This is a genomic window from Candidatus Eisenbacteria bacterium, assembly GCA_018831195.1.
Lineage (GTDB): Bacteria > Eisenbacteria > RBG-16-71-46 > CAIMUX01 > JAHJDP01 > JAHJDP01.
In genome coordinates, this window is the sequence record JAHJDP010000012.1 from 141731 (window position 1) to 168441 (window position 26711).

Here is a 26711-nt window from a genome sequence, read left to right on the forward strand (position 1 = left end):
GTCTTATCGGTCGCCTTCCCCGAGGAATGAATCAAACAGGGAAGGAAATGACAAAGGTGGTTCCCTTGCCGATCTGGCTCTTTTCGACCCAGATCTTACCGCCATGATAATCTTCGATGATCCGCATGGCCAGGGTCAACCCCAACCCCCACCCGCGGGTCTTTGTGGAATAGCCGGGGGAGAAAATCTTTTTGAGTTCCCGGGGCGACATTCCCCGTCCCTCATCACTAATCCGGATCTCGACACATTCGGTTTCACGCCGGTGGGCGACAGAGATCTCAATCACCCCCCCGCTGTCCTGCGTCGCGTCGATAGCATTCTTTAGAACATTCTCAATGCACCACTCAACAAGCTCTTTATTCACACTCACCGGCGGCACCAGACCGTACCCTTCACGAATTTCAGCCTGCTTCCGCAGATGCGGCAATCGTCGTCTGAAATAGCGGACGGCTCCGCTGACGATCGGAACAACATCCTGGACCCGCAGCTGAGGCACCGACCCGACCTGCCCGAAGCGGAGAGCGATCTTGTTCAGCCGATCGGCATCCCGGTCCATCTCCTCCACGACATCGTGAATGAATCGCCCGTCGAGTGAAACGGAATCGGGAGGCTCATCTTTGTCCCCCCTCTGGTCCATCACCTTCTCACGAAGAAGCTCCACCCAGCCCAGCAAACTGCTGATCGGGGTTCCCAATTGATGGGCCGTTTCCTTGGCCAAACCGATCCAGATGGCTCGCTGCTCCGAGGTTTTCATACTCCGGTAGCCGAGGTATCCCAGAGCGAGGAAAAAGAAAAGGGTTATGAATTGTACAACAGGAACCCATCGCAATTCACGAACCAATGAGCGCTCACCGTAGTGAACATAACCAAAGAGTTTTTCTCCATCGGGAGCGTACATCGGGATCGGGGGATTGGTGGCATCAAAGCGGTGAACCATATCGATGACCCTGCGTATCGGCCCCTCCGGCGGATTCTCGGGATCGATGCCGGCCACCGTAGCGACGTCCACGGCCTCCGGAGGAATCCCGATATTCTTCCAGACAAAGGGACGTCCATCGGTGTCGGAGAGGATCAAGGGCAGGTCGCTGGGCTTGATGATTTCTTCAAAAACCGTTCTGAGCTCATCCGATTCGATGGCTTGGAATGTGGTCAGGGCGGCGAATCGGGCAAGGAGTTCCGATATCATCCGGGATTCATCCCGGATCTTTCCGATCCAGGAGGAGGTGTAGAGAAAGGTCAGGGCGATCAGGATGAAGCTTCCGAAGAAGAGATAACCCTTTAGCAGACCGGGCAGGTTGCCTCGCGTAATAGCCATGACTCCCCGACTCCCCCGCCTCTATTGGACGGGAGTTAGGATCTCCAACCCATCCATGTATGGTTGCAACGAAGCCGGGATCTTAACCTCGCCCGATGCCGTCTGATGAACCTCCAGTAGGGCTACCAGAAGACGGGGAAGCGCGACACCGGAACCGTTCAATGTATGTACAAAATGAACCTTGCCATCCTCGCCGCGATAGCGGATCCCCGCCCGGCGGGCCTGAAAATCCTCAAAATTGCTGCAGGATGATATTTCGAGCCAACGTTCCTCGGCCGGCGCCCACAACTCGAGGTCGTAACATTTCGCGGCGGCGAAGGAAAGGTCGCCCGAACCCAAAACAACCACACGGTAGGGCAATTCCAGCGCCTGAAGAACCGCCTCTGCGTTTTGTACAAGTTTCTCGAGTTCGTCGTAGGAGGTTTCGGGCTTCACAAACTTCACGAGTTCGACTTTGCCGAACTGGTGGACGCGGACCAATCCGCGCGTATCCCGGCCATAAGCCCCCGCCTCTCGGCGGAAACAGGAAGTATAAGCTGTCAGATAGATCGGCAACCTGGAAGCCGCCAGAACTTCTTCGCGGTAAATGTTCGTCAGTGGGACCTCCGCTGTCGGAATGAGAAAGAGCCCGTCTTTCTCCGACGCATACATGTCCTCTTCCAGCTTTGGAAGCTGACCGGTCCCAAAAGCCGATTCCCTGCGAACCATGAGCGGCGGAGCGATCTCCGTATAACCATGCCGCTTGGTATGCCAATCGAGGAGGAAATTGATCAAGGCGCGCTCCAGCCGCGCCCCGGCGCCTGTAAAAAGGGTAAATCCGGCGCCGCTGATCTTCGCGGCGATATCCAAATCGAACAGGCCCAGTTCCGGACCGATTTTCCAATGGGGTTGCCGCCCCTGCGGGAACGAAAAATCACCCCACCGGCGGATCTCCTGATTGGCCGTCTCCGCCGGGCCGATGGGAACACTCGCATGCGGGAGATTGGGAATCCATTCGTGGAGCCGGTCCAATTCGGTTTTCAACTCTTTGATCTCATTTTCGAGATCACCCTGTTCCCCACTCAGACGCCGGGTTTCCTCAATGAGATCACCGGCCTCTTCACCCACCTTCCGCCGCCGGGCCACCTCCTGTGAGCGGCGGTTTCGTTCCGCCCGCAGCTCTTCAACCCGGGCAAGTTTGGCCCGCCATATCTGATCGATTTCCAAGAGCCGATTCAGATCAGCCCCCGTTTCACCCTTGGCCTCAAGCGCCCGGCGCACATCATCCGGACGACTACGAATCAACTTCAAATCAAGCATAAGACCTATCAAAGCTCCTTGCGGGCGACATCCAGAATTTCCCGCCCCAGTTCTCTCAACATCTGGCGACCCAGGTGATCTCCGACCCATTCAGGATCATCAGGAGACCCATCCATCCCCAAACGGAGGATATTTTCCCCATCGGAAGAACAGATGACCGCCTCCAGTCTTAGTATATCACCCTTGATACACCCCAGCGCGCCGACGGGCGCCCCGGGCCATGCTTCCAGCGTGCGGAGAAACGCCCTCTCCGCCTTGTTCTCTTTCCGGCTGAGGGAGTCGTTGAGGACCGCAATAGATTCTATCGTCTCTTTGTCCCCCGTGCGCGCCATCAGACCCAGAGCCCCCTGGCCCGCCGCCGGAACCGAAATGTCGATGGTGAAAATCTCGCTCACCCTATCTTGAAGACCCAACCATTCCATCCCCGCCGCCGCAAGAACCAGCCCCTCCATATCCCCGGCGTCCAGATGGGCGAGGCGCTCCTCCACATCCCCCAGACAATAAGTGATCTCCAGATCTGAGCGATACTGCTGCAACTGGGCTTTTCGCCGAAGGCTGCTCACACAAACCCTCGCACCGGCTGGCAGCTCATCCAGAATCCGGTGGTCCCTGGAGACAAAGACATCCAAGGGTGTCTTGCGCTCAAGGACCGCGGCGATGTGGACCCCCTCGGGCAGAAAGGGCGGAAAATCTTTCATCCGGTGAACGGCGACATCAATCTTGTTGGAAAGCATCGCCTCATGAAGGGACTCGCTGTAAAATTCCCGGATCGGAATCTGTCCACTATGGGGGCTTTTCCCCCGGCGCGGCGCCTTTACGGGGAAGGCGAGTACGTCCCAGACGAATCCCTTCGTCCGTCGTTTCAGACTCTTTAATATTGATTGCGCCTGCAGGTTTCCCAATTTCCCTTGGAGAACACCCAGACGTAGAGTGCGGTCTGCGCCCATGGCGCCGGATCCCTTCCCTCTTTAGCATTACATACTGCTGTTGATTGCTTAACCGTTTACGCCACGCAAATCTAGCATGGGGTTATCCCACGGTCAACTCACGCACCGTTGCCGCTCACCGATCGGTGGACCTGAAAACTCCTCAGAACCAGGCATCCGCGAGAAACAGAGCCATGACGATCAGTCCGGCCTGCATCGTCAGCCAAATCCATAGAGCGATCCGAGACGATCCCGTCAAACGACCGAGACGATGCGTCAGGTGATCCCGTCCACCGATCCATGGCCGGGAACCCCTCAGAATTCGAGTCAATGTAACAAAAGACATGTCGAGCAGGGGCAGTGCAAATAGGATCAGGAGCGGGAGGATGCGGACGGTAACCGGCGTCAAACCCGCCGCCGCCTGGACAATCCAAACCCAACCCCAATAGCCGAGAAGAAAGGAGCCGCCGTCCCCCAGAAAAATCCGGGCCGGGGGAAGATTCCAAACGAGGAGACCGGCCGTCGCGCCGACGGCTCCCCACAACACCGGCTCGTCTGAAAGTAAAGCCAATCCAATGAAGGTGAGAAACCCCGTTCCCAGAGCCACACCATCCATATTGTCTATTAGATTGTGGGCATGCAGGAGCAGCCACAGAACCAACACTTGGAGTGGATAAAAACCGGCCCCGGCGGTTCCGAGAACCCAGGGGGCCGCCAACGCCAGGAGTCCGGTAAGCGCCGCCTTTAGTGCCGGATTCATTTCCCGAAGATCATCCCCTATCCCGAGAAGGGTGAAGGCCCAAGCCAGGGGCAGAGGACGCCACCCATCGTCAAAGAGAAGGACGGGCAGTGTGAGCGCCAGGCAGAGGACGCCACCCCCCGACAGGGGAACAGCCCTTTCAGCATGCCGGTCCGGTCGTGGAGTCGAGAGCCATCCCCAACGACGGCCTAAAGAAATAGCGGGGAGAGAGAGTATGAATGCCGGCAGGAATCCGGCAAGAAAAATGAAGAGGGTTCGAATCTCAGCTGGGCTCAGCACGGAACTCGAAGAGGGGCATCGGGGCCGCAATAACTTAAGACCGAAGGCAAAGCAGACCTTGTAACAGATTCCGGGAGTGGCAATTGTTTGGCCTTGGCAATATCCCGAATCGTCAAGAGAAGGAGCGTATCAAGATCAGCCAGAGGGCGGTAACCGGTCAAATGGGTGATCTTGTCCAGTGAAGGAACCCGTCGCCGTATATCTTCAAAGTCCCTTCCGTAGACGTCGGCGTAGGGGACGAGGCGAACCCTCGAAGAGCTCCCCGTAAGGGTCTTGATTCTCTCGGCAAGGTCTAGAACCGTCGTCTCTTGATCGCTACCGATATTGAAAACATCCCCCTCGGCGGCCGGATTCTCGGCGAGCATCAAGACGCCGCGAACCACATCCCCCACAAAAGAGAAACAGCGGCTTTGCAGACCGTCGCCATAGACGGTCATTGTTTCCCCCTTGAGCGCCTGGAGAATCAGCCTTGGCAATACCATCCCAAAATGACCCAGTTGCCTCGGTCCACAGGTGTTGAAACAACGGACAGCCACGACCGGAAGCCCAAGCTCTTTCCCATAACTCAGGGCCATGAACTCATCCACAACCTTCGACGCGGCATATGACCAGCGCATAACCGAGGTCGGGCCCAGAATACAATCATCGCTCTCTTTCAACTTCGCGCTGAGACCTTTCCCATAGACTTCGGAAGAGGAAAAGAGGACAACCTTGATCCCGCCCGATTGATGGCAGGCCTCCAAGATCGAGGCGGCGCCCTGCAAATTGTTCATGAGGCTCTCGAGGGGCCGGTCGATGATATTGCGGACACCGACAGCCGCCGCGAGATGAAAGACAAGATCGACACCGGGAAGAAGCCCTCGGAGCAATGTGCGGTTCTTCACATTTCCACGGATAAATTGCGCTCTTCCAGTGGCTCTGGCGGATTTCAGATTCGCCAGGCGGCCTGAGGAGAGATTGTCCACAACGATGACACGATGCCCTTGATTCACAAGAGCATCGGTCAAGTGGGAGCCGATGAACCCCGCCCCGCCCGAAACGAGGATCTTCATACAAAGCTCCCGCTGGATGCGATTCCGGCGTCTATAACTTTATCTGCCATCAAGATAAGGCTAGGGTGAGGTTGGTATGGTGTCAAGATGACTTTGCCTGTCTTTTATCATCGAGAAACTTGTAGTTCCTGCGATAGTAATTTAAAAACTCGCCCGATTTGAGAGGACGCCACCAATCTGGAAAGTCCCGATACCAGTCGATCGTCTCGCTCAATCCGGTATCGAAGGTATACTCCGGTTTCCAACCTGTGGTTCCCTCCAGCTTACCCCAACCCATCGCGTACCGGCGGTCATGACCAGGCCGGTCAACAACATGCGCGATGAGGGAATGCGGCTTTTTCAAGTGATCGAGAATCGCCGCGGCAATCGTCAGAACATCCCGTTCATCCCCAGTGGCGACGTTGAAAACCTCCCCTTCAATCTCAGGGACGGCCAGCAATGACTCCAGCGCCCGGCAGTGATCGATGACGTGGATCCAGTCTCTCAAATTTCGCCCGCTGCCATAGACAGGCAATTTCTCGCCCTCGATGGCGTTGGTCGCGAAGAGAGGGATGAGCTTCTCCGGATATTGGCGCGGCCCGTAGTTATTGCTGCATCGCGTAATGATCACCGGCCGGCCGTAAGTGGCAAAATATGAATAAGCGAGACGGTCGCCCCCCGACTTGCTGGCCGAATAGGGATTCCGCGGGAGGAGCGGGCTGAATTCGGTCGCGGGGTCCCCCAAAACCTCGCCGTAGACCTCATCGGTCGAGATTTGGAGAAAGCGCAGGACGGGAAACTGGCGGATGGCCTCCAGCAGCACGTACACGCCGAAGACATCCGTCTTGATGAAATCCGACGGATCGCCGATCGACCGGTCCACGTGGGTCTCCGCGGCAAAATTCACGACAAAATCGGTCCCCTCCCCAAGGAGAGCGTTCACCAGAGAAACATCACAGATATCCCCTTTTACAAAACGGTACCACGATTGCCCCTCGAACTCCGCAAGGTTGGACGGATTGCCGGCATAGGTCAGCTTGTCCAAAACTGTAATCCGGGCTTTGGGATGCTTCCGGTGCATATGATGAACGAAGTTGCTGCCGATAAATCCGGCGCCTCCCGTGACGAGGTAGCGTCCTTCGTCGAGGGCATGGCTTAACTGATCCCGGGAGGGGAACCGACCTTCATTATCCATCAACATCGCTCCAATCGTAGGGAACCTCACCACTGTGCGGTGAAACTCTGTACTCATCCGGCTCGTTGTAGTTGTAAACTTCATCAGGGATGTTGAGAAGCAGCACCGGCTCGGTGCCGATTCCCTTGATCCCGTGCAGAACGCCCGGTGGGATCCGAACCAACATCGGACGGCGGTCGCCGATAAAAAGCTCGTTCACCTCGCCATGCGTGGGTGACCCTTCGCGGCGGTCGTAGAGGACAACCTTCCCCATCCCTTTAACGACGGCGAAGTGATCCGTTTGAATTTTGTGATAGTGCCATCCTTTAACCCGGCCGGGGTAAGCCACGCTGAGATAGGCCTGCCCGAATTGTTTAAAGAAAGGATCGTCCCGGCGAAAAATCTCCATGAGATATCCCCTGGCATCGGAGATGACCTTCAACTCTTTGGTAATCACGCCATCAATCATGATTCGCCGTCCTTTCAGGGACCGTGCAGACCCCATCCACACTAAAGTTTTTTCTTGGCTGATTTTTGTTGACGCAGAAATTCTCCGCGTCCCACGCCTACATAATTGAAGCCCATGGAGTCCATATTGGAGGGATTGTAAATATTCCGGCAATCAACAAGGTTGGGCGTCTTCATGAGCTGGCGGATTTTGGCGAGATCCAACATCCGAAATTCATTCCATTCCGTCGCAATGACCAGGACATGCGCATCCTTGGCGACCTCATAAGCATCCGAGCAGAACCGCGCGCCTTTCAACTCCTTCTTCGCATTGGGCATGGCGACCGGATCGAAGACCCGGACATGGGCTCCCAATTTCAAAAGGTGTTTAACAATCTCCATCGCCACTGATTCCCGCACATCATCGGTCATCGGTTTAAAGGAAAGCCCCAGGACTCCAATGTTCCTGCCCTTCACCGTACCGGCTGCGGCGCTGATCTTCTCAATCATCAGTTTCTTCTGACGCTGGTTAACGCTGATGGTCGCCTTGACGAGCTTTGATTCATAACCCAGTTTTTTTGAAAAATGCGCAAGCGCCCGCGTATCTTTCGGGAAACACGATCCGCCGTAACCGGGTCCGGGATGAAGGAATTTGGGTCCGATGCGCCCGTCCAAACCCATCGCCCGCGACAATATTTTGACATCGGCGCCGGCACGCTCGCAAAGAATCGACATCTCATTGATAAAGGAGATCTTTGTGGCGAGAAAGGCGTTCGAGGCGTATTTAATCAGTTCGGCCGTCTCCACACTGGTTTTCACCATGGGTGTTTCATTGAGATAGAGCGGCCGGTAAATTTCCGAGAGAATTTTTTCGGCCTTCTTCGTCCAGGTTCCGATCACAATCCTATCGGCCCATAGAAAATCACGCACCGCTGATCCTTCTCGCAGGAACTCGGGGTTCGACGCTACATCGAAAGGAACCTTCTTTTTCAGATGGGTGGCGATAATTTCACGAACCTTCGCCCCCGTCCCCACCGGCACCGTGCTCTTTTGTATAACAAGTTTGTAGCCGTTGGCGTTCTTGGCTATTGTTCGGGCCGCCTCAAAAACCTGCGAAAGATCGGCTTCGCCTCGCGCATTGGATGGCGTCCCCACGGCGATAAAAATAGCGCGGCACTTCTTGATGGTGCCGGCCAGATCCGAGGTAAACTGCAGCCGGCCTTCTTTCATATTGGTCCGGACAAGCTCTTCCAAACTAAACTCATAAAACGGGATTTGCCCCTTCCTCAGCGTTTCAACTTTCTTCTTGTCGATATCGACACAGATGACCGTATTCCCAAAATCGGCGAGACAGGCGCCTGTAACCAATCCGACATATCCCGTTCCCAACACACAAATCCGCTCCATGTTATCTCTCCTGTGGGCGATGAAATTGACACGTCTTTCCTACAATAGCAGTTCCGACCCGCCCTGGTCAAAAGGCCTACACGCCCGTTTGGGTCTCTAAAACTGAAGAAATTTCCCGTCGTATGGCCGCGGCCGCCGCGGCGGGATCCTCCGCCCTGAGGATCGGGCGCCCGACGACGATCCACCGGGCTCCATCGCTGATCGCTCGGGCGGGGGTCATGATCCAATGTTGGTCATTGGCCGCCGATCCGGCGGGGCGGATGCCCGCACAGAGGACACGGATCGCTTCCCCGAAGCGTTCACGGAGCGGTTCGAGACTCCTCGCGGGGGCCACCACACCGTCTAATCCGGCCTGAAACGACCTCTCGGCAAGTCGCACCACCTCGGCCTCCAACTCCCTCTCCGGCAACTCTTGATTGCTGGTCAGGACCGTCACCCCAAGAAGCCGGGGTCGAACCGCATCGGGAAATTGAAGCGCCGCTTCCGCCGCCTGGCGCAGGGCCTCCGAACCGGCGGCGGCATGCAGGGTGATCAGACCGGCTCCGAGGTGGCCCACCGACTCAACGGCCCGGGCCACCGTATTGGGAATGTCGTGAAGTTTGAGATCGAGAAAGACCTTCTTCCCCTGATCCCTCACCCATCGAACGATATCGGGCCCCTCCGCGCAGAAGAGCTGGAGTCCAATTTTAAACCATTCGATTTCATCACCAAGTCTCTTAAGAACAGGTCGGGCCTCATCCAAGCTGGGCACATCCAGGGCGACGATCAAACGATCCTTGGCCTTCCGCTTGATGTCTGAACTCTCGGAGACCATCTCACACTCCTTCCTGTGGCCACTGGAGCGAACCCACGATCTCGGCTAGACATGATTTGCCGAGTCTCTCGATCCGGGAGGGTAATTGATCCAGAATTTCCACCGCCGTCCCCGGGTGGGCGAACGAGGCAGAGCCGATTTGTATGGCCGAAGCCCCGGCCAAAAAGAATTCCATGGCGTCGGAGATGGCGGCGATCCCGCCAACCCCGACAATCGGCCCCCCCAACGCCTTGAACAATTGATGGACCCGGGCCACGGCGACCGGCCGGATGGCCGGTCCTGAAAGCCCGCCGAAACCGCGGGCCAGACGAGGTTTATTTTTCTCGGTATCGATAACAAGACCGAGCAGGGTGTTGATCGCGGTCAGCGCATCGGCCCCGCCCTCAAGGCAGGCCCTTCCAATCTCTTCGATCGAGGTGACGTTGGGCGAAAGCTTCGCCCAAAGGGGACGATCGGTGACCGAGCGGATGTGCGCGATGACCTGATAAGCGGTTCGCGGATTCTGACTGAATTCCATCCCCCCTTCGCTGACATTGGGACAGCTGATATTAATTTCGAGCCCCGCAACACCAGGCGCCCGGCCGACCCTTTCTGCAATCCGGACAAAATCATCGATCCGCCGGCCCCCGAGACTCACAATAATCCTGGGTCCTAGATCTCTTAAGGGAGGAAGAATTTCAGCGAGAAAACGATCCATACCGACATTCTGCAGCCCAATCGAATTGAGCAGGCCGGCATCTGTTTCAGCAATCCGCAGGGGATGATTCCCCGCCCGGGGCTCCAGGGTAATTGTCTTGGTGACGATTCCGCCGAGCCGATGGGCTTCGGTCAAAGCGATTGATTCGAGTCCGTAGCCGAAGGTGCCTGAGGCGGCCAACACCGGATTGGCCAGCTGAACGCCGCCGACATTGATGGAAAGATCCGGTCGCTTATTCGACGAAGCCATCCCAATCAACCTTTTCCGCGGGGAAAACCGGGCCCTGGCGGCAGGCCAGCGCATAGGCGCCGTAACCCTCGCCTCCCCGCACCGGTACGGCGCACCCGGCGCAGAGACCGCAGCCGCAGCCGAAAATGGTCTCCAGACTGACCTGGAGAGGAAAGCCGAATCCCTCATTCCAAACTGAAACCGCCCGCAACATCGCCGTCGGGCCGCAAATGTACAAGGCATCCCGGCCGGGATGAATTTCACCTGCATCGATCCCGTCATTGAGCAGATTCAGAACCGTCCCTTTGCGGCCCCGGCTACCATCCTCACTCGCCTCCTTGAATGGAATGGATGGCTCCACCGGCCAGCGTTCCTCATGCGAGCGGTAGCCATAGAGTAGACATTGCGAATGATTGAGATCACTTAAACATTGGGCCAAGTAGAGCAGAGGGGCCACGCCCCGGCCGCCCCCGACGAGAAGGGCGCGGCGGTTCTTTAGGATGGCATAGCCGGCACCCAAAGGACCGGTCCAGTCCATTTCCGCCCCGATCTCGAGCCGGCTCATCCCCTGGCTCTCGCGGCCGACGGGAGCATAAACGATTTCCAGAAGCCCCGATCCGTCATCTTCTACACGCCAACCGGCGACGCTGAAAGGTCTTGGCAATCTGAAGAAACCAGGGACGGTTGCTTGAAGTTGTACAAATTGGCCTGGGACCGGAGGCCCCCAGGAACCGGGAAGATGCAGCGCCAATCTCCAAAGACCGGGAGCCGTTTGTTCATTGTGTTGAATCCGCCCCCGCCCCCGTCCGGCCCTGCCGGATGGATCCGGAAGGGGCCAGAGAAGTTGGTTCTCAATGGAGCGATACCAGGGATCGGCCGTCATTGGGGATCATCCTCGGCGGGATTGAGAGGAATCGAATCCCCGGGCGCGGGCGCACTGGTGGAATCGGCGGCTTCCATAACCGAGACTGAATCACGAAGCGCAGGGGCACTGATGAAATCGACGGCTTCGGGCATCAAAACTGAATCAGGCGGGACCGGCGAAAGAACAGGCGCGGGACCCGGAGATGAAGCCGCCGGAGAAGCGGGCGGAGGAGGAGGTCCCACAAGACCCAGCCGGCCCCAATCACCGGGCTCAATCGGCATGGGCAGCCGTCGATTGAGGGGCGAACCGGGCGCAACCGTGTCGGCGGCGGCGGCGATCTTTTGTTGTTCTTTGACCTGTTGGATCGAGTCGGCCTTTGCCATCGCCAATGAATCGGCCGAGATCTTCTTCGCCAACTCAATGAGGCGCGCTTCTTCTTTTGCCCGCGAGACAAGGGATTTCAACGTTTCATCCGCCCCGCCTTCTTCCTCCATGATTTTCAAGAGATAGTCGGCCTGCGGGGAACCCGGATATTTTTGTATAATATCCGCAAAACGACTCCGCCCCTCTTCCTTGGATTTAGGATTGTTATACTGAATCCAGGCTACAGCATAAGCGGCGCGGGCGCCGATATCGGTATCATGGAACTCTTCCGCAACCTCATCGTACTTTGCCAACGCCTCCTCTATCCGATTCGAAGATAGATAGAGCAATTCAGCGACCATGAAGGCCGCCTCGGCTCGGGCGTCGCGGTCTACCTCTTCCTGGCTCTGCGCCTGATTCTGCAGCTCCTCGATCTGCTGCAGGTTCTTAAGCCTGGTTCCGGCCTCATCCCGGAAAATTGATTGTACTTTCATTTCGGAAGCTTCTTGATAGGCTGCGCGAGCTTTCTCAAAATCCTTTAGATAGACTTCATATGTATAACCTATCTGAAACCGGGCTTCCGTCGCTTGAGCTGATTGCCCGAAGCCGTCCAGAACCTTCTGGAGGGTTTCCAGGGCTTCCTCCGGCCTTCCATCAAGGTTGTAGGCTTCCGCCATATGGATCCAAACCCTGGGCGAGTCCTGCGATTTCTTCGGATCGCCCTGAAGCAGACTCTGATATCGATTCAAGGCCTCTTCATACCGGCCGAGGCGGACCAGCGACTCCCCCGCCTGGAGATTGGCCTCGAGATAAACGGCATCATCCCTTGTGAAACCGGCCAACCGGTCAAAGGCATAGAGGCTGCTGTCATATCTCGCTTTTTCGAAGTGGATCTCCCCGATCCGGTCGAGGGTCGCCTCCATGTGTTTGCTTTTCGGAAATTGCTCAACGAGATCCTCATAGGATGAAAGGGCCAGTTGATCCTCGCCGTCATCCTCAAATCCCCTTCCGGCAAGAAAGAGAATTTCATCCCGGCGTTCAAATCCGGGATACTCAGTCGCGATGCGCTGAAAACATTCTTCAGCCAGAGCATACTCTTTCCTTCGGTGATGACAGAGGCCGGAGAGAAACAGCGCATCCGGGATAAATTCACTATCCGGGTGATCACTCAACAGGCCGTCGAAGACGCGGAGGGCTTCTTCATAATCGCGCTTGCCGTAATTCGCCGCTCCGATGAGATAGATGGCGTCGTCGATACCGGCCCACCATCCGCCGCCCTTGAGGATTACCTTCTCGCTCTTTTCGATCGACTTGTCATAGAGTTTGATCGCTTCCGGGGAAAGGCGGTCAGAGGCGGAATTGGTTACGATCCGTTCCGCTTGAGCGTAATATTTCTTCGCGAAGTAGAAGGTATTGAAGTATGAGCCAAATCGGGAACATCCCGCCAACAAGGGTAGTGGGAGCAGGATCAGGATCCACAAACGTTTCATAGAGCTCGCACGAGCAGACCCGAATCGGCTTCGGCCCGGCTCTTTTCCCAGTGGACCAGCCGCCCCTCAACAACGGTCAGCGCAGCCCGTCCCTGCAATTCCCAACCTCCGAAAGGACAATTCCTTGATTTCGAGGCGAACAATTCAGGATCGACGGTCCAGGTCGCCTGCGGATCAATCAAGGTCAGCTCCGCAAGCTCGCCGGCGCGGAGATGGCCGCTGTTCCATCCCATGATTTTTGCCGCCCTCTGACTCATCAAACGCACCAGATCCTCCGCGCCGACGCGGCCGGGACGAAGCAAATGCGTCATCACCAGACCAAGCGATGTTTCCAGTCCGATGATGCCGAAGGAGGCTTGATCCAACTCGACCTCTTTTTTTTCTTGCGAATGCGGAGCGTGATCGGTGGCGATGACATCGAGCGTTCCATCGACAATCCCTTGCAGAATGGCTTCGACATCCCGTTCGGTGCGCAGCGGCGGATTCATTTTGAAGTTGGCGTCATACGATTGCAGCGCGGCATGGGTCAGGGTGAAATAGTGCGGCGCCGTCTCCGCCGTGACCGGCACTCCTTCGGCCTTGGCTCTTCGAATCGCGTCGACACTGCCCGCGGTCGATACGTGTGCGATATGCAGGCGGCACCCGGTCAACCGGCTGAGGGCGATATCCCGCATCACGGCGATCTCTTCGGCCGCGGCCGGTATGCCGCGAAGCCCCAAGACGGTTGACCAGTAGCCCTCATTCATCACGCCGTCGCCTTTGAGCCCCTCATCCTCGGCATGGGAGATGATCAGCATATCGAATGTCTTCGCATACTCCATCGCCCGCCGCATCGTCCGGCTGGAGAAGACCGGAAACCCATCATTTGAAACCGCGGTCACCCCCGCTTCCTTGAGTTCCGCCATCTCGGTCAAATCATCGCTCTTTAACCCCCGGGTCACAGCACCGACCGGATGGAGATGCACACCGCAGGCTTCTCGCGCCCTGGCTAGTAACAACTCCACGACGGACCGCTGATCGACCGGCGGATTCGTGTTGGGCATGCAGGCGACCCGCGTAAAACCGCCCCGCGCGGCCGCTCGAAGACCCGTCGCCACCGTTTCAGCATCCTCATATCCCGGTTCCCGCAAATGAACATGCATATCAGAGAGACCGGGGGTCAGCAATCCGCCTTGAAGATCGATCATCAGATCCGATTCAAGATCGGCCTGGTCGCCGGGTTCGACCAGCCGGCCATCCACAATCCTCAATCCTTCCCGCCGGTTGAGGGGTCCATCCGGATCGACGACCCGTCCCCCGACAAGATCTATTACACGCGCCTGCGCCCATATTCTCCCTAAGTCCGCGGTTTCGGGGACGGCGACACGATGGACGATCCCCGACGATTCAGAACCACGGGATGAAGAGGGTGACGGATGTGGATTCGGTTGATTCATTGTCTACCCCACGCTCCCTTCCCGGAGCATTTCTCGGACAGCGGGCGTCCCTTCCCGTCCCGCCCACAACAGGAAAAGGACAGCCATGCGTATGGCGACCCCGTTTGTGACCTGTTCTAAAATAACGGATCGATGTCCGTCGACGACGGCGTTTTCGGCTTCCACCCCCCGGTTCATCGGCCCGGGATGCATCAACAGCGTTTCAGGCGGGAGTTGCTCCAAATGTTCAACCTTTAAACCGAAGGTCCGGGCATACTCTCTCAGCGAGGGAAGATACCCGCCATCCTGCCGTTCCCGCTGCAGTCGCAGGAGATAAACGACTTGGGCTCCGTCAAGCGCCTCTTCCAGTCTGTAAGACGTCTTCACCCCAAGGGATTGAATGTCGGGCGGCAGAAGGGTTTGAGGAGCACAGACGACAACCTTGGCTCCCATTTTTGTTAAACCCCAGATATTCGACCGGGCCACACGGCTGTGCGCCACGTCACCGATGATTGCAACGCGGATTCCCTGCAGCCTGCTGAGATGCTCCCGCATCGTATACAAATCAAGGAGGGCTTGTGTCGGATGTTCATGCTGCCCGTCACCGGCATTGACGACATTCGCCTTGACATGTGTTGAAAGGAATTGCGCCGCGCCCGAGGAGCCGTGCCGGAGAACGACCATCTCGACCTTCATCGCTTCGATATTTCTCACCGTGTCTATTAATGTCTCCCCTTTGGAGACACTGGACCCCGTGGTCGCGAAATTGAGAACATCAGCCGAAAGGCGCTTCGCGGCCAGTTCAAAGGAGACACGCGTCCGGGTGGAAGGCTCGAAGAAGGCGTTGCATATAGTTATCCCGCGCAGAGCGGGAACCTTTTTGATCGGGCGGTCCAGGACCTCCCGGAACGAGCGGGCGGAGTCCAGAATTTCAAGAATTTCCAAGGGTTCCAATTCCCGCAGACCTAACAAATGACGGCGTTTCACGATGGGCCCTCCCCTTGGCCGGATGCGGAATTCCCATGGGCTTCGATGATGTGCACCCCATCCTCGCCATCATCCTCCATCAGCTGAACGCTTACATTTTCACGGCGGCTGGTGGGAACGTTCTTCCCCACAAAATCGGCCCGGATCGGCAATTCCCGGTGTCCCCTGTCAATCAGAACCGCCAGACGGATCGCCTCAGGCCGGCCGTAATCCATGAGAGCATCCAGAGCCGCCCGCACGGTGCGCCCTGTGTAAAGCACATCATCCACTAGAATGATCACCTTATCATCCACTTGGAAGGGAAGCTCCGAGGTCCGGACCACCGGCTGCGCCGCGATCCGCGAGAGATCATCGCGATAGAGGGTGATATCAACGATCCCGAGAGGAACATCGGCCCCCTCGATTTCCTGAATGATCCGCCGGATCCTCTCAGCCAAGGGGACACCGCGGCGGCGGATCCCGACCAAGGCGAGGCCCTGGGTTCCTCTATTGGCCTCGATGATCTCGTGCGAGATGCGGATCAGCGCCCGCCGGATTTCTTCGCGGTTGAGAATTTCCGCCTTGGACCGCAGGGGTGCGCCATTCTTCCCCCCCTCTCCTTGTGGATCTTGCTCACTCATCAAAATTCCTCCAGGTGAAAAAGCGCGGCCGGAGAGAAGCTAGCATGCCTTTTCCCCCCCGGCAAGCAGCCCTCGTGTCGATGCGAGGGATCCATTGCGCGTGAGGGATTGCAGGCTTTTCAGGCTTTTCAATCCCCGGTAACCATCAATATGAAAACGGAGAAACCCCTCGACGACACGCGTCAATAAGGGATCCAGGGCGGGCTTCCAACCCAATGGCGTCATCGGCAGATCCGATGCCACCAGGTCCATCAAGACCTGCAGGGCATCCGGGGAGAGGGGGACCGCGTCTTGAAGTGGACTCCGGTGACGCGGGCAGACCAGTGCTCCATCATGGATCGAAAAACTGAGGCCCGGCGCGGCGCGATCCGCCTTCGAACAATAAAGACAACCCTCGAGATTGGGCCGGTACCCTTGAAGCCCCGCCAGGCGAAGTTGATAGGCTTTGAAAAGAGCGGAAAGACGCGGGAGGGGGGCCGATTCCAGAAAAAAAAGAAATTGACGGAGGGCATCGAGGCAATCGGGGCCCTCTTCCTGACCCAGGACGAGGCGATCGGCAAACTCGGCCGCCGCGCACCCGTAATGATAGCGCACCGCGTCTCGCAACAAGGGTTCGTGAAATGTTTCGAGTTCGGCCGAGCGAATCAGCTGAAGATCCCTGTCCTTCTTCAGATAAAAAACAAAAGAACCCTCGGCCAAAATATCAAGGGCCGCGCCGAAACGGTTTTTCGGATTCCGTGCCCCCTTGGCGATGGCGTGAAGCTTTCCATGGCGGCTGGTCAGGAAAACCAGGATGCGGCTGGTTTCACCAAACCGGTGCGAGCGGAGGACGACGCCATAATCCTCCGCAATAACACTCATCGGTTCTTGCCTCCATTAACGATGGGATGAAGCGCAGCGAACCCCGTTGAAGAGATTTCTGTCATCGGTTGCCATTCCCGAGCGAAAGGCGCATCGGCATTCCGAGGCATAGGTGACCCAGGAGCCACCCCGTACCGCCATGACGGTCCCGACGACTCCGGGATCTTCCCGGCCGTCCCAATAACGGTAGGGATACTCCCACATCCGTGATTTGGTCCACTCGGCCACATTCCCCGCCAGATCATAGACGCCATAGGGACCGGGGCTGTCGATCGTCTGAAATCCACCCGCCACACGGCCGTCATAAAAACCGACCGGCGTTGTTCCCGGCTCATAGGGATCACCGCTGTGATAGTGATTGAAATGATCACCGCTCCCCGCGGCGCCCCAAGGATAACTCCGCTCATCCCCGACATCGCAACCGTTCCCACCCGATAACTCGCAACCGCCGCGCGCCGCCTTTTCCCATTCGGCTTCGGTCGGCAGGCGCCGTCCGGCCCATTGGGCATACGCTTCCGCTTCAAAGAAAGAAAGACCGGCCACGGGATGATCCGGCCAAAGAAGACCGATACGGTTGGTCCCCGTCTCCCATCCTTTGGGGGCCGTAATCTCCTCCGTCGTCTTCCAATCCCAACCTTCATCGGACCATAACACCCGGGTGTGGTACCCATACTCTGTCATGAAGCGCCAGTATTGCGCGTTGGTCACCTCGGTTCGCTCCATGTAAAAGGTCTCTACGACAAGTGTCGTTTCCGGCATTTCACCGGCGGCCCCCTCCCCCGGATCGCTCCCCACAACGAATGATCCGCCGGGAATTTCAACCAGCGGTGAGAGCTCCGGTGCGGCGGCCGTTTCAAAAACAACCCAAGGTCCAATCGCCGAGCGGGTCGAATCCTCATAGAAGATCCGCCAGGAGGCGACATAGGTGTGAGAGGGATCCAGATTGTAGATAAAAACAGTGAGGCTGTCGGCCAATAAATTGCGGATGACCGTATCGCTGCCGACGGGATGATCGGGCCATTGGTGAACATCGAGACTGTCGTCGGCGACCCGCACCTCGATCACCATGGGAACATGGGTCGAATCATCTTTGTGCGTCCAGGTCAGGGCGACATAGTTCCAACCCTCGACCCGCACCTCAAACTCCTTTTTCTCAACAGGGATCGGATCCGGCTCCCCCTCGTCGGGTTTGGTGGTGGAGTCATTGGAACAGGATGCAAGGATCCACATCCCCATGGTGAGCAGAAGGATCCTCCGCAGATATGTTGGCATGATCGGCTTCCTTTCACCCCGGTTTTTCTATCATAACCTCCGGGATCGTTTCCCTCCAGACGGCATTGCCCTAAAAGGCTGTGGACGGATAGAATGGGCTGGAGTGACCCCGTCATCCCGGCCGAGGATCTGGTCGAAGATCCGGCCATCGGCAAATCGAAGCTACCGGAACCGGCCGGAGGAATCCAGGAGAACTCATGATTCTACGCCTCGTCAAATCCGTCACCAATGAGCAAATCCGTCTTTTGGAGAACCGCATCATTTCCCTGGGATTGCGGGCGGATGTCAGCCGGGGGATCGAGCGAACCCTTATCGGCCTCGTGGGTGATACGAGCCCCATCGATCCGGGTCTCTTCACCGAGTTGGAGTGGGTGGAAGAAGTCATCCGAGTCTCCCGCCCCTACAAGCGGGTCAGCCGGGAGCAGCGGCCCGAGGGTCTCACAATTCGGGTCGGCTCGATTACATTTGGAGGGCCCGAGGTCGTGATCATGGCGGGGCCTTGCTCCGTTGAGGACCGGCCCTCGCTCCTCTCCCTGGCGCGACGGATCCAAAAGGCGGGGGCCCATGCCCTCCGCGGTGGAGCCTATAAACCCCGCAAATCACCCTACTCCTTCCAGGGGCTGGGACGTGAGGGATTGCTCTTTCTTGCCGAAGCGAGCCGCGAGACCGGCCTCCCCATTATCAGCGAGGCGACCGGCCTGCATCACCACCGAACACCGGCCGGGGCGTTGGAAGAAGCGACCCCGGTCGATGCGGTCATAGAGATGGCCGATATCCTTCAGGTGGGGATGCGGAATATGAAATCGTACGGGCTGCTTGAAGAGATCGCCCGGCGCACCGGCCCCTTGAAGATGCCGGTTCTTCTCAAGCGGGGGGAATCGGCGACCCTCGAGGAGTTTCTGCTCGCAGCCGAATATCTCGCGCTCCACGGAAATCCGCTGACCCTTCTCTGCGTCCGGGGGATTCGGACCTTTGAGAATCAGCAGTATCAGCGCTACACATCCGACATCGCCGCGATCCCGATCTTGAAGCGGGAATCGCATCTTCCCGTCATTTTCGACCCGAGCCACGCGACGGGGGATCATTCCCTCATCTCTCCCTTATCGCTGGCCGCCGTCGCCGCGGGGGCCGACGGTCTTCTTATCGAGACACATGAGAGCCCAAGGCAAGCGATCTCAGATGGGCGCCAGAGCATCACGCCGGATGAATTGACCGATCTGATTGTTGAAGTCAGGCGTCTGAGCGGGGTTCGGACGGGTCGGGATCAGATACCGGCGCTTTAGCGGAGAGGTTGCCGGAGAGGTCTTCACCCGGCATGACCGTGCCCGCGGAAATCACCAGTTTTAATCCTTCCTCTACAGTCAGATCCAAGGGGATCACATCCGTTTCCGGAACAATGAGAAAGAATCCCGACGTTGGATTCGGGGTTGTTGGAAGAAAGAGGGCGACTTGTCCTTTCCCCAATGTCCGTCCGACAACGCCGGCGGGAGGCCGAACGACAAAGGCCAGGCTGTGGATGCCGCGGCGCGGGTATTCGACAAGAACAACCCGGCGGAATTGGGTTTCACGATTCGCCAGAATCGCTTCACTGATCTGTTTGACCGCCAGGTAAACCCGGTTGATCAAGGGAATCGCCCCGATCATCCGCTCCCATAGAGCCAGCAGACGTCTTCCCAAAAAATTATTGGTCAGCAGACCGACGAGAAGAATGAGGAGAATGAGCGCGACAAAGCCCATCCCGGGGATTCCCTCGGGACGGATATATTCCCCCCGTAGAAAATCCCCCAGAAGAGAATCAAGAATGATAAAGAGTTTGTAGAGGGCCCAAAAGGTGACGGCGGTGGGGGTCAGAACAAGGATGCCGGTAATAAAGTGGCGGCGCAGGGTCTTGCCGAATGAAAGGGGTCCGCTCCCATCAGATTTGCCCATCATGCAGATCCTCTTTTAACTTGGATTCCCGGGATCCTTCCTTCCGGCCCGGGGGCATCGCAAGAAATCTTATTTTGATGGTCTGGATTCGCCTTTCATCTCTGGAGGCGACAACCATCTCGATGCCATGGATCTCCAGACGTTCACCGACCTGCGGTATCCGTCCCAATCGCTCCAGAAAGAGGCCGGCGAGGGTTTCATATTCACCATCCGGCAACTCGACTGAAAACCGCTCATCAAAATCTTCCGTCCTAAAAGCGCCGTCGGCAAGCCAGGTCCGGCGGTCGACACGGGTCATCTTGGCTCCCTGGGATTCCGGTTCTTCCAACAAATCCCCCACTAGAATTTCGAGGAGATCTTCCCGCGTTACAAGACCGGCGACGCCCCCATATTCATCCACCGCGATGGCGATATGTTCCCCCGTCTTCCAGAGCTGCCGCAAGAGATCATCGCACTTCATTGTTTCCGGAACAAAGGGAACGGGCAGGGCATACGCCCCAATCTTGTCGGTGAGAGACCGCGTGGAGAGCAATTCCCGGATCGTCACCAAACCAATAATCTGATCGAGGTGCTCGCGATAGACGGGAAAGCGGCTCCATCGTTTCTCGATCGTGAACCGAATCCAGTGACGGACTTCATCGTCGGCATTAAGGGGATCCATTTCAGACCGGCTGATCATGACCTCATCAACACTGCGGCTGCCCAGATCGAGAACCTGCTCGAGAGCTTCCTGATGGGCATGACCCCGCGTCTCTTTGGCTTCAGGCCGGCCGTGGCGCCGTTTCCCTATAAAACCCGCCAACAAACCGAAAACGGCGGCGGCGGCTTCTACTGGACCTTCCACCCAGTCCAACCGCTTCGGGTAGACCCTCCGGCCGTCCAGACGGCGGCCGGCGAGAAATCCCAGAAAAGAGGGGACCCAGAGGATCAGCCAGCCGGGGCCGGGGAGAGCGCCCATCGGCGCCACCCGGAAGACCGATCCCAGGATGGTTATCCCCAGGGATCCCATGCCGCCGAGGATCAAGATTCGCTGAGTCTGGCCCTTCCAGGCTTCAAAGAGAACCCAGACACCCCAGAAAAGAGATCCGGCGAAGATCAGCAGATTTATCATGACGCCGGCCTCGGGGGCTTGGTTTTGACGCCAAGCAGGTGGCGATAGATATCGCCTAATGTGACCATTCCCATGGGACGACCGCGGCCGTCGGCAACGAGGGCGAGATGGATCCGTCTCTGACGGAAGGCATCGAGCAGACGCGACACAGGCTCCCTGGGACCCACCCTAATGATATCTTTGCTGAATTCAACCGCCCTCTTCACTGAACCTTCATTATGAAGTGATGCGGCCAGATCCTTCGCTTGTACAAAACCCCTGACAGGTCCCTTCATCGAATCCATGATCGGGATTCGCGAATATCCCGAACGCTGGATGACTGTTCTGAGATCCTCAACCGTCGCGCTCGAGCGGCAATAAACAATCTTTTCCGCGGGCGTCATAATTTTGCCGGCCGGAGTGGATCTGAGCGTCAGGACACGATTGAACAATTCCTGGTCGGCGGGTTCCAGTTCCGGCTCCGTGCCGGGATCACATTCTTTTTCGCCCGGCGGACGGCTCCTAATCCATCCCACAACCAAGGCGAAGAGGATGAGGATCGGGGATATAAGGATCGCGGGGACGGGCCCCACAACATCGGGGAGCAGGGTCGCGACGGCGATGCCGCCTGTCATAAGAGACCAGACGAGGGCCCAACTGGTTCCCGCCCGGAAGGGACGCCGGCCGCCCCACCACTCGAGCGACAGAACCGCAAGGAAGGGAACGGCGAACGAAAGCATCGTACCGAATAGAGCCGGAGAGACAGACATTTATTTAGAATCCCCCTCCCCTGGCCTATTCCAGAGTCCGAGATAACGGCGTTCCATCCGCCGCATCTCTCGCTGCGTCTCCGGCCGATCATGATCATATCCTAATAAATGTAAAACGCCGTGAATCGCCAGATGGGCAATAACCTCTTCTATCTCCTTCTTCAGTGACTCAGATTGTTTGAGGGCCTGATCGGTGGAGATCAGGATCTCTCCGATCAAGGGTTCCTCGGCCGGTGTCAAAGGGGAATCTGAACGGAGGAGCGGACGCTCGCCGCTCCATTCCTGCGGGTCAATGTAGGGAAAGGCGAGAACGTCCGTCGGTTGATCAATTTTTCTATAGGTCCGGTTGAGGGGATGGATCACCGGGTCCCTGACAAGGCTGATATCAATCGAGAGCCCGGTGGGAACCCCATGATCCGCCAAAATCCGGACGAGGATGGGTGCGAGGCGTCTTCGCCCGGAAGGAGCCAGCCGCTGTCGGTTTATGATCCGGATAGAGGGCCTGCTGCTGGGCGCAGAAGGCGGTTCCTCAGGAGTCACCGATTCCCTCCTGGGTTTTTTCGGGCGCGCCGCCCGGCGTCATTGGATCCGGAAGATCCGGACTCTCCCCCGAATGCTGCGATTCCGGCATTTCATTGAGGGGCGGACTGAGCTCCGGGGATTTCTCTCCTTCGCCTCCCACACGCTCCGTACGAACGGGCGCTAGGCCGGGATAAGCGATCCGCCCATGAAAGAGCGCCGCGAGGATCGGTACAAACGACTCACGGATCCGGGCCAGATCATAGAGGCTCAGACGGCTGTCGTCCAATTCGCCTTCCTGCGCCCTCTCATGAATGATCCTCTGAACCAGGCCTCTAATACGGCTCGGGGTGGGGTCTTCCAGGGATCGGGACGCCGCATCGACCTCATCCGCCAGCAGGATGATCGCCGATTCGGGAAATGAAGGCCGGGGGCCGGGATAGCGGTATTCCTCATCGGAAACATCGGCTTGGCGCTTCTGCGCTTTGTGAAAGAAATACCGCATCATTGTCTTGCCGTGGTGTTCCCGGATCCCTTTTTGTACAACTCCCGGCAGCTTCTCCGAGCGGGCCAATTGAACACCCTCGCGCACATGGGTTTCAAGAATGAGGCGGCTCATCGTCGGGGCCAGCCTGTCGTGCGGATTCTTCTGCCCCGCAGAGAGGTTCTCGATGAAATAGTCGGGTTTGGAGAGTTTACCGATGTCATGATAGTAGGCGATGATCCGCGCCAAGAGGGGATTCGCCCCGATAGCATGCACGGCCGCCTCCGCCAAGGCTCCTACCATGAGACTGTGGTGATAGGTTCCAGGCGCCTCCAACATGAGACGTTTCATTAGAGGCCGGTTTAAATCTTGGAGTTCCAACAGCGTCATATCGGTGCAACGCCCCGAGAGCGCTTCAATCAGGGGGATGGTGAACAGGGCAAGGGCTACCGAGATCAGAGGGTTGGCAATAGCCCATATCCCTTCGGAAATCAGGCCTTCCCAAGGTGAAGACTGGGAGAAATTCGTAGCCACGAGAGCCAACAGGTGCGCGGCGGAAACATAAAGTACAAAGCGATAGAACTCCTTGCGCTCCCTGAGTGAGCGCACGCTTAACACGGCCGCCGATACGCCGGCCGCGGCAATGATGAGATAGCCTAATCCCAGATCGGCCGATAATCCCACCGCCGCCACGAGGAAACAGGCCACCGTCAGCCCCAGACGCGGCTCAAAGACCAAGGCGATGATGACAGCGGCGGCGCTGAGAGGTGAAAGCAGAGCGGGCCAGTTAAGAACGTTCAAGATAATACCGGAGAGTATCAGGAAAATCCCGAAGAGCGCGGCCACCACCGTGATCTCGCGTCGCGCCCGGAATACATCGCTCTGGTAAACAGAGAGATAGAGCCCGAGCCCCATCAAGAGCAATATCAGCAGCAGACACCGGCCGAGCCAAGCGCGCAGCCGTTCTCCAAACATCGGATGCCCCATCCGCTGCTGTTTCCAATACTCATAAGATTCCAGTTTTCTTAAATGTTCGGTTGTGATTCTCTCATGCGCACCGATAATCTTTTCGCCTTTGAGAACCATTCCAATGGATGTCGGAATAGACTCCCGTGCGAGCAGCCGTCTCCCCCGTGTCGATTCTTCATCGAATAGAGCGTTGGGTTCGCTGTAGGCCAGCACAATTTCCGTTAAAATAGACCGATCCATACCGGCAGGGATGTCGGTGGCGCCCAGGATTTCGTTGCGGATTCGCCGGGGACCGAAAAAGCGGGTGGGCGGGCCGACCCATTCCCCGTTCTCCCCCCGGAGAGAGACGCGGCTATACCCCTGGATGTAGGCCTCGGTTATGCTATCAACGATCCCTTCGGCAAAATAATGATCCAGCCGCTTGCGGGCTTCTTGAAGAAGCGAAGGCCCGGTCGTCGATCCCAAGAGGGAAAGAACAACTCTTTGAGACAATCGGCTGGCTGGATCATCCCCGGAAAGGGGCCTGTCTTCGCGATAACGGCCCTGTCTAAGATCTGAAACGACCCTGGCGAAGGATTGAAAACTTTCATCAAAGGTGACTCGCACGGAATCCTCGAGGATAAGAATCGGAGGGATCCGGTTCGCCGCCTCATTCTGCTCACTGAGGAGGACCTCGGGTTCTTTATTAATCGGGAAATCAAAGGCGGCGATCACCGCACGGGGTTGAATCGTCCCCGGCCGATAGGGGGTCGGACGATACGCACCCTCCCGCGGGAAAAGCGTCATTCCACAGAGCAGTAAAAGAAACAATAGACCAAGGCGGTATAACAAAGGGTGGCCGTCAAAACTTGCGTTCATCCGGCGCCAGATGCGATTCCGGCGTGAAACCGGCTCCGTCATTTCGAAGCTCCCGAGCCCGCGGCGTCTTCTCCATAGCGGTCAAAGGCCATTATGATATCCTTCACAAGGCGGTGTCTCACAACATCCTTTTGTGAAAGATAGACAAAACCAATTCCATTCACATCTTTCAGTACATTTTGAATCAGGACCAGGCCGGATTGATCCGCATCGGCCAGGTCGATTTGGGTCACATCACCGGTCACAACGGCCTTTGATTCAGGTCCCAGACGCGTCAGGAACATCTTCATCTGATTCAGCGTCGTATTCTGAGCCTCATCCAGGATGATGAACGCACTGTGAAGCGTGCGCCCCCGCATATAAGCCAGTGGCGCGATCTCCACCACCTGCGTTTGAATCCAGCGTTGGAGTCGTTCAAAACTCACAATGTCATGCAGGGCGTCATAGAGGGGCCTGAGATACGGATCCACCTTCTCCTGCAGATCACCGGGCAGAAACCCGAGTTTTTCCCCGGCTTCAACGGCGGGCCGGACGAGCACGATCCGCTCGATCTTCTTCTCTTTGAGATACCGGACACCCAAAGCCACCGCCAGGTAAGTCTTGCCGGTACCGGCCGGACCGATGGCGAAGACAACATCGTTCTGCTCCATTGTTTCAACGTATCGGGATTGGCCGACGCTGCGGGCGCGAACGATTCTGCGCTGGCCTTGCACAATGAACTGAGGACTATTCGCCGACTCCCCGGCCGCCGTCTCTTCAGCAAGGGAAAAAGCGTATTCCAAATGTTCCTGGGTCAAGACGTTCTCCCGCCGGGCTTGCGCTATAAGATATTCCATGGCGACACGCGCCAAGCTCAGGGCGGCGGCGTCACCTTGCATGTGTAAAAGGCCATCCCGGGAGTGGGTGCGGACATTGAACCGCCGATCCAAGGAGCGAAGTGTTGAATCGTTTTCCCCAAAAAGTACAAGATGGTCCAGACCCTTGAGGGAGAGGGTCAACTTTCGATCCTCAGATGGAGAGGATTCGCTGTCGCCGCCGGCTACTTCGGAATGCGCAGGCGCGTCCCCGGTTTGAGACTCACCGTGGGACTGGCCAGCACGTCCTTGTTTGCTTCGTAAATATCTTCCCATCTGGCTCCTGTTCCGTAGATCAGGCTGGATATTTTCGTCAATGTATCTCCGTCTCGGACCACGTAGGTCGCGGCCTTCTTTTCGGCAAGTCTAAGCCGGCGGACTTCCGGTTGGAGCCCCCGGTAAACCTTATTCAACTCCAGCACCTCTTCCCGGAGTGAATCGGCCACCATCTTCAAGCTGTCAGCCCGCTGTTGCAATCGAATCGGTTCAGCCCGGAGGACTTCGAGACGGGCCGACAGAAGTTCACAGTAGAGGTCTTGATCCGATGCCGAAAGGGCCTGCATCTCTGCAACCGTCAGATACTCACCGGTGGCGACATCCGGAAGCTCAACCGAGTGCTGTCCCGCACACCCCGCCAGAGACAGCAAACCGCAGATGAAAACCACCCCACAGAATACTCGGCCGAAAATCATTCTTCTTCCTCCTCTGAACCGCTGATCAATTGCTCGAGAAGGGCTTTTTCCTCTTCCAGATCGGAGATGCTCTTCTGCAGCCTCTCCACGTTCTGCTGCAAGCGCGCAATATCATCGCCCGTGGTATCCTGTTCATTCCGAACTGTCTCCAACCGGGCCTCGGCCAGCTCCAATTGGGCTGGTATAATCGGACAGGGTTTATGGGCACAGCCACTGAAGATTGCCGGTGACCCCAAGATCAAGACGGCAATCATCCCCCTCATTTTTCTCAACGTCATCCTCCTCCTCCTAAATCC

The 26711-nt window shown here is 57.3% G+C and carries 26 protein-coding genes; 1 reads left to right on the forward strand and 25 read right to left on the reverse strand.

Translation table 11 applies throughout. The features are described from left to right. Positions 1-31: 31 nt before the first annotated feature. The 17 genes from KJ970_02075 to KJ970_02155 form a co-directional block, all read right to left on the reverse strand. A complete protein-coding gene (locus KJ970_02075; GenBank protein MBU2689684.1) occupies positions 32-1315 on the reverse strand; it encodes a HAMP domain-containing histidine kinase in 1284 nt (427 codons plus the stop codon). A 21-nt stretch (positions 1316-1336) separates the two neighbouring features. Further along, positions 1337-2614 carry a serine--tRNA ligase gene (gene serS / locus KJ970_02080; GenBank protein ID MBU2689685.1) on the reverse strand — a complete coding sequence of 426 codons (1278 nt, stop codon included), beginning with the start codon at positions 2612-2614 and terminating at the stop codon, positions 1337-1339. Positions 2615-2622: 8 nt separating this feature from the next. Beyond that, positions 2623-3561: a hydroxymethylbilane synthase gene (gene hemC / locus KJ970_02085; protein ID MBU2689686.1), complete on the reverse strand. Its 939-nt coding sequence runs from the start codon at positions 3559-3561 to the stop codon at positions 2623-2625. Positions 3562-3703: 142 nt separating this feature from the next. After that, entirely contained in the window at positions 3704-4579 is an 876-nt protein-coding gene (locus KJ970_02090) for a hypothetical protein (protein MBU2689687.1), read from the reverse strand. Next, positions 4573-5631 carry an NAD-dependent epimerase/dehydratase family protein gene (locus KJ970_02095; GenBank protein ID MBU2689688.1) on the reverse strand — a complete coding sequence of 353 codons (1059 nt, stop codon included), beginning with the start codon at positions 5629-5631 and terminating at the stop codon, positions 4573-4575. The genes KJ970_02090 and KJ970_02095 overlap by 7 nt, the downstream gene beginning before the upstream one ends. 82 nt (positions 5632-5713) lie before the next feature. After that, entirely contained in the window at positions 5714-6805 is a 1092-nt protein-coding gene (gene rfbB / locus KJ970_02100; protein ID MBU2689689.1) for a dTDP-glucose 4,6-dehydratase, read from the reverse strand. Further along, positions 6798-7253 (reverse strand): dTDP-4-dehydrorhamnose 3,5-epimerase family protein, encoded by a 456-nt coding sequence (locus KJ970_02105; GenBank protein MBU2689690.1) that lies wholly within the window; start codon positions 7251-7253, stop codon positions 6798-6800. Before KJ970_02105 ends, rfbB begins: the two co-directional genes overlap by 8 nt. A gap of 41 nt (positions 7254-7294) precedes the next feature. After that, complete coding sequence (locus KJ970_02110; GenBank protein ID MBU2689691.1) at positions 7295-8638, reverse strand: UDP-glucose/GDP-mannose dehydrogenase family protein; 1344 nt, start codon at positions 8636-8638, stop codon at positions 7295-7297. Between the two features lie 76 nt (positions 8639-8714). After that, positions 8715-9452, reverse strand: a complete 738-nt coding sequence (pyrF, locus tag KJ970_02115) for an orotidine-5'-phosphate decarboxylase (GenBank protein ID MBU2689692.1) — start codon at positions 9450-9452, stop codon at positions 8715-8717. A 1-nt stretch (position 9453) separates the two neighbouring features. Then, complete coding sequence (locus KJ970_02120; protein ID MBU2689693.1) at positions 9454-10398, reverse strand: dihydroorotate dehydrogenase; 945 nt, start codon at positions 10396-10398, stop codon at positions 9454-9456. Then, complete coding sequence (locus tag KJ970_02125) at positions 10382-11260, reverse strand: hypothetical protein (GenBank protein ID MBU2689694.1); 879 nt, start codon at positions 11258-11260, stop codon at positions 10382-10384. The genes KJ970_02120 and KJ970_02125 overlap by 17 nt, the downstream gene beginning before the upstream one ends. After that, positions 11257-13095: a tetratricopeptide repeat protein gene (locus tag KJ970_02130; GenBank protein ID MBU2689695.1), complete on the reverse strand. Its 1839-nt coding sequence runs from the start codon at positions 13093-13095 to the stop codon at positions 11257-11259. The genes KJ970_02125 and KJ970_02130 overlap by 4 nt, the downstream gene beginning before the upstream one ends. Beyond that, the gene (locus tag KJ970_02135; protein MBU2689696.1) at positions 13092-14405 is read right to left on the reverse strand and encodes a dihydroorotase; all 1314 of its coding nucleotides are present in this window, start codon (positions 14403-14405) and stop codon (positions 13092-13094) included. Before KJ970_02135 ends, KJ970_02130 begins: the two co-directional genes overlap by 4 nt. Before the next feature lie 129 nt (positions 14406-14534). Beyond that, positions 14535-15500 (reverse strand): aspartate carbamoyltransferase catalytic subunit, encoded by a 966-nt coding sequence (locus tag KJ970_02140; GenBank protein MBU2689697.1) that lies wholly within the window; start codon positions 15498-15500, stop codon positions 14535-14537. After that, a complete protein-coding gene (gene pyrR / locus KJ970_02145; protein ID MBU2689698.1) occupies positions 15494-16069 on the reverse strand; it encodes a bifunctional pyr operon transcriptional regulator/uracil phosphoribosyltransferase PyrR in 576 nt (191 codons plus the stop codon). Before pyrR ends, KJ970_02140 begins: the two co-directional genes overlap by 7 nt. An 87-nt stretch (positions 16070-16156) precedes the next feature. Next, positions 16157-16978 carry a DNA repair protein RecO gene (recO, locus tag KJ970_02150; GenBank protein ID MBU2689699.1) on the reverse strand — a complete coding sequence of 274 codons (822 nt, stop codon included), beginning with the start codon at positions 16976-16978 and terminating at the stop codon, positions 16157-16159. Between the two features lie 15 nt (positions 16979-16993). Further along, complete coding sequence (locus KJ970_02155; GenBank protein ID MBU2689700.1) at positions 16994-18250, reverse strand: formylglycine-generating enzyme family protein; 1257 nt, start codon at positions 18248-18250, stop codon at positions 16994-16996. 197 nt (positions 18251-18447) lie between these two features. On the opposite strand from KJ970_02155, the gene aroF reads away from it, so the two are divergent. Then, positions 18448-19533 carry a 3-deoxy-7-phosphoheptulonate synthase gene (aroF, locus tag KJ970_02160; GenBank protein ID MBU2689701.1) on the forward strand — a complete coding sequence of 362 codons (1086 nt, stop codon included), beginning with the start codon at positions 18448-18450 and terminating at the stop codon, positions 19531-19533. On the opposite strand, the gene KJ970_02165 is transcribed toward aroF, so the two are convergent. From KJ970_02165 to KJ970_02200, 8 genes are read right to left on the reverse strand one after another with little or no spacing between them, the layout of a single operon-like run. After that, positions 19481-20182: a DUF502 domain-containing protein gene (locus KJ970_02165; GenBank protein MBU2689702.1), complete on the reverse strand. Its 702-nt coding sequence runs from the start codon at positions 20180-20182 to the stop codon at positions 19481-19483. The two genes, aroF and KJ970_02165, sit on opposite strands and share 53 nt — an antisense overlap. After that, a complete protein-coding gene (locus tag KJ970_02170) occupies positions 20166-21290 on the reverse strand; it encodes a hemolysin family protein (GenBank protein ID MBU2689703.1) in 1125 nt (374 codons plus the stop codon). Before KJ970_02170 ends, KJ970_02165 begins: the two co-directional genes overlap by 17 nt. Beyond that, positions 21287-22039, reverse strand: a complete 753-nt coding sequence (locus KJ970_02175; GenBank protein ID MBU2689704.1) for a CBS domain-containing protein — start codon at positions 22037-22039, stop codon at positions 21287-21289. Before KJ970_02175 ends, KJ970_02170 begins: the two co-directional genes overlap by 4 nt. Continuing rightward, positions 22040-22579, reverse strand: a complete 540-nt coding sequence (gene ybeY / locus KJ970_02180) for an rRNA maturation RNase YbeY (GenBank protein ID MBU2689705.1) — start codon at positions 22577-22579, stop codon at positions 22040-22042. It abuts the gene before it with no gap. Continuing rightward, positions 22569-24911, reverse strand: coding sequence for an HDIG domain-containing protein (locus KJ970_02185; protein ID MBU2689706.1), 2343 nt, complete (start codon positions 24909-24911; stop codon positions 22569-22571). Before KJ970_02185 ends, ybeY begins: the two co-directional genes overlap by 11 nt. Further along, positions 24908-25999, reverse strand: coding sequence for a PhoH family protein (locus tag KJ970_02190; GenBank protein ID MBU2689707.1), 1092 nt, complete (start codon positions 25997-25999; stop codon positions 24908-24910). The genes KJ970_02185 and KJ970_02190 overlap by 4 nt, the downstream gene beginning before the upstream one ends. Beyond that, positions 25909-26415, reverse strand: a complete 507-nt coding sequence (locus tag KJ970_02195) for a LysM peptidoglycan-binding domain-containing protein (GenBank protein ID MBU2689708.1) — start codon at positions 26413-26415, stop codon at positions 25909-25911. Before KJ970_02195 ends, KJ970_02190 begins: the two co-directional genes overlap by 91 nt. After that, the gene (locus KJ970_02200; protein ID MBU2689709.1) at positions 26412-26693 is read right to left on the reverse strand and encodes a hypothetical protein; all 282 of its coding nucleotides are present in this window, start codon (positions 26691-26693) and stop codon (positions 26412-26414) included. The genes KJ970_02195 and KJ970_02200 overlap by 4 nt, the downstream gene beginning before the upstream one ends. Positions 26694-26711 lie beyond the last annotated feature (18 nt).

Bases quoted from the DNA above. Each gene is read 5' to 3' on its own strand.
- KJ970_02075 (MBU2689684.1), bottom strand. From the start codon at position 1,315: ATGGCTATTACGCGAGGCAACCTGCCCGGTCTGCTAAAGGGTTATCTC.
- serS (MBU2689685.1), bottom strand. From the start codon at position 2,614: ATGCTTGATTTGAAGTTGATTCGTAGTCGTCCGGATGATGTGCGCCGG.
- hemC (MBU2689686.1), bottom strand. From the start codon at position 3,561: ATGGGCGCAGACCGCACTCTACGTCTGGGTGTTCTCCAAGGGAAATTG.
- KJ970_02095 (MBU2689688.1), bottom strand. From the start codon at position 5,631: ATGAAGATCCTCGTTTCGGGCGGGGCGGGGTTCATCGGCTCCCACTTG.
- rfbB (MBU2689689.1), bottom strand. From the start codon at position 6,805: ATGGATAATGAAGGTCGGTTCCCCTCCCGGGATCAGTTAAGCCATGCC.
- KJ970_02105 (MBU2689690.1), bottom strand. From the start codon at position 7,253: ATGATTGATGGCGTGATTACCAAAGAGTTGAAGGTCATCTCCGATGCC.
- KJ970_02110 (MBU2689691.1), bottom strand. From the start codon at position 8,638: ATGGAGCGGATTTGTGTGTTGGGAACGGGATATGTCGGATTGGTTACA.
- pyrF (MBU2689692.1), bottom strand. From the start codon at position 9,452: ATGGTCTCCGAGAGTTCAGACATCAAGCGGAAGGCCAAGGATCGTTTG.
- KJ970_02120 (MBU2689693.1), bottom strand. From the start codon at position 10,398: ATGGCTTCGTCGAATAAGCGACCGGATCTTTCCATCAATGTCGGCGGC.
- KJ970_02125 (MBU2689694.1), bottom strand. From the start codon at position 11,260: ATGACGGCCGATCCCTGGTATCGCTCCATTGAGAACCAACTTCTCTGG.
- KJ970_02130 (MBU2689695.1), bottom strand. From the start codon at position 13,095: ATGAAACGTTTGTGGATCCTGATCCTGCTCCCACTACCCTTGTTGGCG.
- recO (MBU2689699.1), bottom strand. From the start codon at position 16,978: ATGAGTGTTATTGCGGAGGATTATGGCGTCGTCCTCCGCTCGCACCGG.
- KJ970_02155 (MBU2689700.1), bottom strand. From the start codon at position 18,250: ATGCCAACATATCTGCGGAGGATCCTTCTGCTCACCATGGGGATGTGG.
- aroF (MBU2689701.1), top strand. From the start codon at position 18,448: ATGATTCTACGCCTCGTCAAATCCGTCACCAATGAGCAAATCCGTCTT.
- KJ970_02165 (MBU2689702.1), bottom strand. From the start codon at position 20,182: ATGATGGGCAAATCTGATGGGAGCGGACCCCTTTCATTCGGCAAGACC.
- KJ970_02170 (MBU2689703.1), bottom strand. From the start codon at position 21,290: ATGATAAATCTGCTGATCTTCGCCGGATCTCTTTTCTGGGGTGTCTGG.
- KJ970_02175 (MBU2689704.1), bottom strand. From the start codon at position 22,039: ATGTCTGTCTCTCCGGCTCTATTCGGTACGATGCTTTCGTTCGCCGTT.
- KJ970_02185 (MBU2689706.1), bottom strand. From the start codon at position 24,911: ATGACGGAGCCGGTTTCACGCCGGAATCGCATCTGGCGCCGGATGAAC.
- KJ970_02190 (MBU2689707.1), bottom strand. From the start codon at position 25,999: ATGGGAAGATATTTACGAAGCAAACAAGGACGTGCTGGCCAGTCCCAC.
- KJ970_02195 (MBU2689708.1), bottom strand. From the start codon at position 26,415: ATGATTTTCGGCCGAGTATTCTGTGGGGTGGTTTTCATCTGCGGTTTG.
- KJ970_02200 (MBU2689709.1), bottom strand. From the start codon at position 26,693: ATGACGTTGAGAAAAATGAGGGGGATGATTGCCGTCTTGATCTTGGGG.